This is a genomic window from Cytophagales bacterium, assembly GCA_019456305.1.
Classification (GTDB): domain Bacteria; phylum Bacteroidota; class Bacteroidia; order Cytophagales; family VRUD01; genus VRUD01.
The window spans coordinates 101,457-110,598 of sequence record VRUD01000001.1 but is presented as its reverse complement, the minus strand read 5'-3'; the positions used below and the strand labels follow the sequence as shown (position 1 = coordinate 110,598).

Sequence of the window (9,142 nt, the reverse complement as noted above, 5' to 3'; positions counted from 1 at the left end):
TGGTAATTCTTTCTGACAGTAATCACTACCTTTACCCAGCAACCAGTACCCAGTAACCAGCAACTAACTTCTTAATTGCACTTCAATATATCGAGATTTCATCCCGAGTACTCGGGATTAATTTGCGAAGATAAGTTCTTTCATTATGCTCCATGCGCTTTTAATAGCTAAAGCCTTTTGGCAATTCAGATTCCCTGGTGCCTTCCGGAACCCATGAGAGATCGAGGATAGTAAAAGTGGGATTTTCTGTTTTAAATATAGGCACCACTTTCATGCCTATCGTTGGTTCACCCACCGAGAGATAACCCATCAGTATGGTTTCAACACCTTCAAATTCTACATTTACAAAGCGTATTGGTTTCGGCAGCGTGTTGAAAGCGCCTGTTCTCTCTGTGATCATGAAGGTATGCACCGTAGAACCCTTTTTTGCAATGTCGGTAATGTCCTTTACCGTATTTTTTCCGAGGCAGTCGGGGCAGTGAATTCTAAAAGGGATATGAACCGTGCCTTTACACTCACAATCGGGGTTATTGCACTGGGTTGCCAGCAACTTTCCTTTACAGAGGGATTCAAAGAACAATGCTTCCCCGCCATAGGTGTGAATATGGGTTAAATCGCGCGGGTTAGTTACACCCACAAGTTTTCCCCCTTCATCGAATATTGGTGAATTGGGATATGTAAAATGGAAATGCCCCGTGGGTTTATATCTTCCATTTACAACTTTAACTGTTCCTCTTTCTTCTTTGGAGTTCATATTAATTTTATTATTTTAATTGATGATCCGGATGAATTATTGCTGTGGCTGTTACATGAGAACCCACCCCGGCATGACTGATAGCCAGTCCCCTTTTTGCATCCTTTACCTGCAGGTCTGTCCAATCGTCCGGCTTTTGCCGTCCGAATTTTTCCCATTTTTTCTCGTCACCGTGCATCTCTGCCCAACGCCCCCAGATGTGATGGCCAATTTCAACGGTCTGCATGATCCCCGTGGCGCCAACGGCATGCATACATCCGATGAGTCCACCGCATAAATTTGCCGGTAATTTCCCGGGTTGCCCGGTATGTGGATTAGTATGGTAACAATCGCCCGACTCTACATAAGTACGGCCCTCGCCATAAGGCCGTATGCCAAGATCTTCATACGATTGAATATCACTGATCGTAAAAGCATCATGAAGTTCAACGAGGTCAAAATCTTCAGTTGGATCCTTAACTCCCGCCATTCCATAAGCATAATGGGCAGCCATACGTGCTGCAAGAAAGCCGGTAAATCCCGGATAACGGCCACCACCGGGGAACCTCTCCTCAAGATCTTTATATAAATCCGGCGCTTCGTTGGGAAGAAGCGGAATTGCCATGTTTCTTCTATCTGCGACACGCAGCGTATGAGTTCCAGCACCTACATAAATTAATAGTGGATCATCAGTAATTTCGTATGCGGTTTTTTCATCACAAAGAATGGCACAAGCAGCGCCTACGCTCATCAGGCAGCAGTCGAGCGCACGGAGGGGGTAAGCGACTACAGGGGAGTTCAATACATCTTCAACTGTGATCTTCATCGGGCCCTGGGCATGGGGATTCATCCTTGCATATCCCCTGTTTTTAACTGCAATTTCTGCCATGGTATTACGGAATGAATCTTCTTCTTTTCCGAACACCTGCCAGTATTTTTGTGCCATCACCGCATAATAGCCGGTATAGATATGTCCCAGCGGGGTCTCCCAGTCCTTATCGGCAGCGCAGGCAATGTAGTTGTTACCTTCATCGGTGGGTACCTCATCCATACGCTCCCATCCCATTGCGAGAACGCAATCTGAATATCCCGAAGCCACTGCCTTAAATGCTTCCCACATAGCAGAGCCACCTGTTGCTCCACCAGTCTTTATCCCCACATTTCCAAGCGGATCCAACCCTAACCGGTCATGAATAACTGCTTCACCTAATAGTTGATCGCCAAAATGATCTGCAAAATATCCGTAATAACATGAATGGATGAATCGTTTTAACTCAGCCGGAGTCATACCTGCAAATTCTGCTGCTTCTGTTAAGGCGTCAATACACAATTCTTCCGAACGCTTTTCTGGTATTGCACGGGCAAATTTCGACATACCCCCGGTAACAAGATACACCGGGCGGCTCATCTGGGGTATCTTTAACTGTTTCTCGCTAAATGTGATCATTGGCTCTGATATTATTTATTTAAAAATTGTTATTCGTTTATCTTATATTTTCAATATGGCTGCAAAGTAAATAAAAATATTTGAAATGGAGATTATTTGAAATTAAATTTTTATCTTTGTGAGTATTGGCGTCATCAATATTCAGAAAAAGAGAATTAATTGCAGAATGGTTAAAATTCCCGTTGTACAATATGATACAATTGAATTTAATCTTCATGCAACTTAATGAGTAATGTAAATGAAAAGATTTGTAGTAATAACTTGCTCAATAATGTTTATTTCCAGCCAGATTGCTTTTTGTCAATATACCGGCTCGAAGCGCAAAGGGTTTGTAATTACCCGTTCTGGTGATACGTTAAAAGGAATAATCAAGATAGGTAATGAGATAATAAATCAAATGAAGGTAAGATTTTATGACAGTTTAAACAATAAAAGAGTTTATAAGCCATTTGAACTGATTGGATATTCATTTGAAGCTGAATATACAACGCTTGATACTATAGAACGATATAATCAAAGGCCAAAAATCCGATGGAAAAAAGTACGATACCTTGAAAATTACGAAACCAAAAACTGGCCGGCTAGTGCTACATTTTTATTAAGACTTGAAAATGGGTATGTAAAATTTTATGAATGGTATCTTCCTAATGACAAACCTTATATCGCCTATGATAAAAAAACAGGTCAAAGGTATAGAAGTAAGTACTCAGCATCACTTTTACAAAAGGGGAATGAAAATATGATCAATACTGATTCATGGGGGAGGAAAATTAAAAAATTTAACTACAATGCAAGTGAATATTTTAGTGATTATGAGGAACTTTCTTCCAGGATATTGAATAATGCGTATAAAACATGGGATATAGAAATAATTGTAAATGAATATAACCAGTGGTATAAAGAGAAAAATGTTGAAGCCCGGGATACTCTAAAACCTTCCATTCAGCATAGTATAGATACATTAAAATCAGCAGCTTTAAGCCAGGAAAAAAATACTTTAAAGGAAAAACCTAACCAGCTTGTAATGGTTAAAAGAGATAAAAGTTTTTTTAATTATTATTTTTGTACTTTCAAGTTTCCAATTTGGCTTTTACCTTTTGGTGCGTATATAGATGCTGAAAATAGAAGTATGACACCGCTTTATAAGTATGGTAATGTGAATATTCAGGGATGGAAAAGTTTTGATAAAATTATTAGTTCCATTAATGATCAGGAAGCAACACAACTTTTCAAAGAGTCAAAAAAAATGCATGTAGCTGGTCTAACAATTGCGTACACAGGTTATTTAATGATTTTCTATAGTGCTATTGAAATTGCTATTTTCCTTGACCCTGAAACTGAAGCACCTTTTTTAAAACCGGCAGCGGCAGTTCCTGTTTTGATAATTAGCAGTGGAGTATTTACTTTTGGGATTATTACGATAAATCTCGGGCAAAAAAAACTAAATAAATCTGTTGATCGTTATAATTATGTCATATCGCACAGGAACTAAAAAGATGAAAAACATTGTTTAGTTATAGAAAAAGTCGTATCTTTGTATTATAAACACAGATTACACAGATTTTAAAAGAGACCTGGAACTAATCATAAAAAATAAATAATGAGTGTAGAAGACGAAATATTACAAAGTTTTTTAGAAAACGCTTCCAAAAGTGCGGTGGAAGAGATTAAAAATGAAGGGAAGTTATCGGAAAAAAATGCTATCCCGCTCATTTTAAAAACTCAGTTTAATCATATTGCTCATTTGGATAATGATTTGTCTCATATTAGAGAGATTGAGTTACCTGACATTAGAGAGAACATGGTAACTAAAGAAGAATTCAGGAGCTTTAAGACTGAAATGCGATGGCTTTTTGGTATCGTTTTAGGTTTTATCTGTTCATTGATGGCAATTTTGATTTTTTAAAAGTTTTTTAATGTGTTGTTTTCCCCTCATACATTTCTGTAAAAACGCTGTCAACAGGTTCCCATAGTTCTATTTTATTGCCTTCCGGGTCAAGGATATGGGCAAATTTACCGTATTCATAAGATTCTAATTCTCCAACTATTTGCACGCCTTCTTTCTTTAATTCCTCAAGCAGTTTCTCCAGATTCTCAACACGGTAATTGATCATAAATTCCTTTTGGGAAGGTTCAAAATAGGTGGTCTTTTCTGAAAAAGGGCTCCACTGCAAATAACCTTTTCTTTCCGGCTGATCTGTACTTCTAAACTCAAATAAAGAACCGTACTCATTTGTCTTCAGGCCTAAATTTTTTTGATACCATTCTTTTATTTTTTCAGGGTCTTTGCATTTAAAAAAAACGCCTCCGATCCCTGTTACTTTTTTCATTTGATTGTTTGTTTGGTTATTTGTTATTGTTTGAGATTGGCTACTCTTTTCTATAGTCTGATCTTCGGGTGTTTCGTTACAAGCTAGAGCCAAAATAATTAATGTTAATAGTGATGCGTTTTTCATATTTACATTATTTCCTAATTATTATTATATATTCTCACATCATGAATCTTTCTCAATCTTCTTCCGACCCCCACCAAAAACGGAAATGTGCACGTATCGCTTTGGCCGTTTTTTCAGATCAACTATCAGTTTGTCCAGGTCTTCGGCTACACTGTTTAAATTTTTATAGAATGAATCGTCATGTACCAGCAACCCTATCGACCCTTCTCCCTTATTGATCTTTGCCATGATCCCCTGCATTTCTTTGATCAGGTTGTTTGCATGGTTTATAGTGCTGGCAATCTCTGCATTTTTTAAATCATCACTGATAGTATTAAGGTTATCCAGCAGAACAGCCATTTTTTTTTCAGTACTTTTCAGTGAAGCTGCAATGGACTCAAAATCTGAAACCATATTGTCAACTTTACTTTTATTCTTCCTGATCAGGTCCTTCAATTCTTTTGAGGAAGTTTCGAAATTTGCAAGTATTGCTTTTATACTTCTATCGGTTTCTTCACCAAACATTAAATTCATTTTAACAATAGTTTCATCCAGATTGGCTAAAACAGGCCTGGCTGTTTTTTCCAGCAGAGCGGTAATACTCTGCTCACTATCAGCGATAAGTGTGTCTCCGGTATCAAAAATGTGTTGATTTTTGCCTACATTTAGCTTAATTGCTTTGCCGCCAAACAAGTCGCTGTTGATCAAAATTGCCCTCGTTGAATCACCCACCAGAATTTCATCCTCAACAGTTATGGTTACCATGATTTTATTGTCTCTCTTTTGCAGGATCTCTATTTCAGATACCCTCCCTACTGCCAGGCCATTCAATATTACCGGGTTAGACACAGTCAAGCCGTCAATATCCTCATACACAACATGGTAATATTTGGTTAGGGTAAAAAAATCAACTCCCTTGAGATAATTAAAACCAAGGTATAACATCGTAAAAGCGACAACTACCAGGATTGCAATTTTTGATTCTTTGGAGATTTTCATGAACACAGATTACACACCTGTGTGCCGCAAAATGCGGAACTTCGGTGCGCAGGCACAGATTTTAAAAGATTACACAGATGAACACTTGAACACATTCTATTAATTCATTGATTCCAATTCTTCTTTATATTCTTTCAGCGCATTATAAATTCCTGAGGCTATATAATTTTGTCCCATAGGCTTACCTAAAAAATTCTCCTCATCACTATTGGTCAGATACCCGATTTCTATTAATACACTTGGCATTGTGGTTTTCCATAATACCAGGAATCCGGCCTGCAATACTCCCCTGCTTTTTCTACCGACCAGTGTTTCAAATTGTGTTTCTACTTTCTGGGCAAAACTAAGAGAATTTTTAAGATAAGCGTTTTGAAAATTTGCAAATAAAATATAGGCTGTAGGTGAGTTGGGGTCAAATCCATCATATTTTTTCAGGTAATTTTCTTCCTTAAGAATTACCGAATTTTCCCTTTGAGCAACTTCCAGATTTTTTTCAGAAGTATGTAATCCCATTGTATAAGTTTCAGTGCCATATATGGAGGAAGGTCCTGCATTGCAATGAATTGAGATGAACAGATGAGCATTATTTTTATTTGCCAAACGTGCCCTGTCATGCAGTTCAATAAATTTGTCACTATCCCGGGTATAGAGGATATTTACGTCAGGCAAATTTTCGCTAATAATTTTTCCCAGCTCCAGTGCAACACTTAATGCAATATTGGCTTCAAGGGATTTTTGGCCTTTACAACCGGGGTCTTTTCCCCCGTGACCTGCATCAATCACAATCGTTTTTAGTCTATAATCTCTTAATTCCAGCTTAGTGAACGAAGTCAGCACGAAAATTGACGCAAGGAATGATATGAGAATAAAGCGCATGGTGTATGGTGCATGACGCATGATATCCCCCTCGCTCAAACCCTCTTTCCCCGCCAACTGGCGGGGCAATACTCTATGCGCTTTTTTATTGGTATTTTTTTTAACCATTTTCAAAGTTATGTTATTTTCTACTTCAATTCGGTTTTTAAAAATGGGTACTTATTTTATCTTTATCGAATTCATGATCATTTTTGCCGATTGCTCCCATTCTTTTTTAAAAAATGCAGGGCAGCTAAAATTAAAAACCAAAATTTTATCGTTATACACAGTGTACTGAATATAAGAATATGTACCTATGAGCGGTGCAAGTTTACCTCTTATACTTATCCCTTCTGATCCTGACACAAATTCAAGAACAATAAATTCCCTTTTATTGATCTTTTGTACAACCTGCTGTATAAAAAAAACTGTATCGTAAAGGTTTAATATACTGGACCTATAAAGGTTTTTCAATAATTCCAGATCATTAGCAGGCCAATTATTTGAGGTTTCATTCAATCCAAAATCTACAAGCCTGTCTGGGTTTGTGTACATTGCAGTAGGTTTTTTGGGGGAAGGATATTTTACTACCAAATCATCAAAGGTCATTGGGAGAAATTCTTCCGGAAGTGATACTTTGATATAATCAGTAATTTTCACTGTAACGAAGTTTACATTCTGTAAACCAACAAATTCGAACAAAAAGGTGATCAATAGTAATTTATCTGTTCCACCGGATATAATAAATAAAAAATTAAACATATCAATAAAATTATGAGATTTACAATTACAATGCCAGGCTTTTTGATAACGAATTGATCTTTGGTGATCGTTATCTTTCTTGCCATTTTATAATCATCAAATAATTCGTCTATAGTTTTGTCTCCCATGGCTGAATTTATGATTATAAAGAGATCCCCATAAATGACATAAATGCAATGCCCATTAATCCTGTAATGAGCATGGTAATTCCCAGACCTTTTAAGCCGTCAGGTACGTTTGAATACTTCAATTTTTCCCTTATGGCGCCCAGGGCAACAATTGCGAGGAACCAGCCAATACCTGAAGTAAAACCAAATACGGTAGCTTCTGCTAATGTATAGTCTCTTTGGATCATAAACAAACCCGCACCCAATATTGCACAATTAACAGTAATAAGCGGTAAAAAGATACCTAACGAATTATATAATGCTGGCAAAAAGTATTCAACTACCATTTCTACCAATTGTACAATGGAGGCGATCACAGCTATAAACATAATAAATTGAAGAAAGCTCAAATCTATTGTAGCCAGCTGAGGACTTAACCATGATAACCAGCTTAAAGCGCCTTCCTTGAGTACGTATTCTTGTAAAAGCCAGTTGGCAGGCACTGTGATGGTTAACACAAATATTACAGCTACACCTAAACCCACAGAAGTTTTAACCGTTTTTGAAACCGCCAAGTATGAACACATACCCAGAAAGTATGCGAAGATCATATTTTCAATGAAAATAGATTTTATTCCAAGATTTAATAGATCCATTTTACTTGTAATTTATTAGTTGTTAATTCTGTTCCACATATCCATTCCTCGCTCTTTGAACCCATATTATTATACCCAGTATTATAAATGCTCCGACCGGTGTCACCATTAAACCATTATTTACAAATCCTAAGTTATAGATAAACTCGGGGATGATCTTAAAACCAAAAAGGGCTCCCGAACCACCTACTTCCCTGAAAAAAGCAACAGCGAGAATGAGCCACGCATATCCGAAACCGCTGCCGAATCCATCCAGGATTGACTCCCATGGTTTGTTACCCATGGCAAATGCTTCCAGCCGTCCCATTACGATACAATTTGTGATGATCAATCCTACGAAAACGCTCAGCGTTTTGGAAATATCGTATAAATAAGCCTTTAATACCTGGTCAACCAGGATCACGAAAGTGGCAACAACTGCCAGTTCAACGATCATTCTTACCCGCATCGGGATCAGATTTCTGATCAGCGATATTAACAGGTTAGAAAATACAATCACCGCAACCACTGATATAGCCATCACTATCGTTGGTTTCATCTGCGTTGTGATTGCCAGGGCAGAGCAGATGCCCAGCACCTGTACGGTGACCGGGTTGCTTTCATCCAACGGGTCAGTTACAAGCCGCTTTCTCCTTTTTGAGAAAAGGGGCTCGGCTTTCTTTTTGACTTTGACTTCCTGGACTTCCGCTTGTTCGATGGTTTCAGTTTCAGCGCTCATGATGTTATTTGTTAATTCGTATGGGGATCGGGAAAATAATTTAATAATAATACAAACTCATAACAGCCCATTTTTTCTATCTTCTAAATGGTCTTTAATTGAAACGAATGCCATTATACCAAAAGCTGTACATACCATTACACCCGTTATTAAAATAAATATTATCGCAATAGTTTCCGGTGTCATTTTTTTAACTTTTTAGTTAGATTAATTATTTTTATATAAGAATTAATAAGTAATATTAATACAAAAAAAAGAAATATACAACTCGCTATTAACAAAATTAATATGAACTTTTCATTTTTTTCAAGGTATCTGATTACAAATGAAACTATTGCTGTAACTAAACCTATTACAAATGCAGATTTAATCTTTACAAGCTCAATTTCGTTTTTAATCTGTTTATCTATAATTTCTTTATCCATTAACA

At 37.2% G+C, this 9,142-nt stretch carries 11 protein-coding genes; 2 read left to right on the top strand and 9 right to left on the bottom strand.

Annotated elements, in window-relative coordinates; genetic code table 11:
* Nucleotides 1-160: 160 nt before the first annotated feature.
* Nucleotides 161-754 carry a hypothetical protein gene (locus tag FVQ77_00510; GenBank protein ID MBW8048828.1) on the bottom strand — a complete coding sequence of 198 codons (594 nt, stop codon included), beginning with the start codon at nt 752-754 and terminating at the stop codon, nt 161-163.
* A 10-nt stretch (nt 755-764) separates the two neighbouring features.
* On the bottom strand, nt 765-2,180 hold the full coding sequence (locus FVQ77_00505; protein MBW8048827.1) for a thiolase domain-containing protein: 1,416 nt from the start codon (nt 2,178-2,180) through the stop codon (nt 765-767).
* A 238-nt stretch (nt 2,181-2,418) separates the two neighbouring features.
* On the opposite strand from FVQ77_00505, the gene FVQ77_00500 reads away from it, so the two are divergent.
* Both FVQ77_00500 and FVQ77_00495 read left to right on the top strand, forming a co-directional pair.
* The gene (locus tag FVQ77_00500) at nt 2,419-3,672 is read left to right on the top strand and encodes a hypothetical protein (protein MBW8048826.1); all 1,254 of its coding nucleotides are present in this window, start codon (nt 2,419-2,421) and stop codon (nt 3,670-3,672) included.
* 108 nt (nt 3,673-3,780) lie between these two features.
* Entirely contained in the window at nt 3,781-4,086 is a 306-nt protein-coding gene (locus FVQ77_00495; GenBank protein MBW8048825.1) for a hypothetical protein, read from the top strand.
* 7 nt (nt 4,087-4,093) lie between these two features.
* On the opposite strand, the gene FVQ77_00490 is transcribed toward FVQ77_00495, so the two are convergent.
* The 7 genes from FVQ77_00490 to FVQ77_00460 form a co-directional block, all read right to left on the bottom strand.
* Entirely contained in the window at nt 4,094-4,636 is a 543-nt protein-coding gene (locus tag FVQ77_00490; protein ID MBW8048824.1) for a VOC family protein, read from the bottom strand.
* 39 nt (nt 4,637-4,675) lie between these two features.
* Nucleotides 4,676-5,614 carry an MCE family protein gene (locus FVQ77_00485; GenBank protein ID MBW8048823.1) on the bottom strand — a complete coding sequence of 313 codons (939 nt, stop codon included), beginning with the start codon at nt 5,612-5,614 and terminating at the stop codon, nt 4,676-4,678.
* A gap of 99 nt (nt 5,615-5,713) precedes the next feature.
* Nucleotides 5,714-6,490: an N-acetylmuramoyl-L-alanine amidase gene (locus FVQ77_00480; protein MBW8048822.1), complete on the bottom strand. Its 777-nt coding sequence runs from the start codon at nt 6,488-6,490 to the stop codon at nt 5,714-5,716.
* A gap of 159 nt (nt 6,491-6,649) precedes the next feature.
* The gene (locus FVQ77_00475; protein ID MBW8048821.1) at nt 6,650-7,231 is read right to left on the bottom strand and encodes a hypothetical protein; all 582 of its coding nucleotides are present in this window, start codon (nt 7,229-7,231) and stop codon (nt 6,650-6,652) included.
* 142 nt (nt 7,232-7,373) lie between these two features.
* Complete coding sequence (gene nqrE, locus FVQ77_00470) at nt 7,374-7,994, bottom strand: NADH:ubiquinone reductase (Na(+)-transporting) subunit E (protein MBW8048820.1); 621 nt, start codon at nt 7,992-7,994, stop codon at nt 7,374-7,376.
* 22 nt (nt 7,995-8,016) lie between these two features.
* On the bottom strand, nt 8,017-8,712 hold the full coding sequence (locus FVQ77_00465) for an NADH:ubiquinone reductase (Na(+)-transporting) subunit D (GenBank protein ID MBW8048819.1): 696 nt from the start codon (nt 8,710-8,712) through the stop codon (nt 8,017-8,019).
* A 182-nt stretch (nt 8,713-8,894) separates the two neighbouring features.
* Nucleotides 8,895-9,137 carry a hypothetical protein gene (locus FVQ77_00460; GenBank protein MBW8048818.1) on the bottom strand — a complete coding sequence of 81 codons (243 nt, stop codon included), beginning with the start codon at nt 9,135-9,137 and terminating at the stop codon, nt 8,895-8,897.
* Between the last annotated feature and the right edge of the window lie 5 nt (nt 9,138-9,142).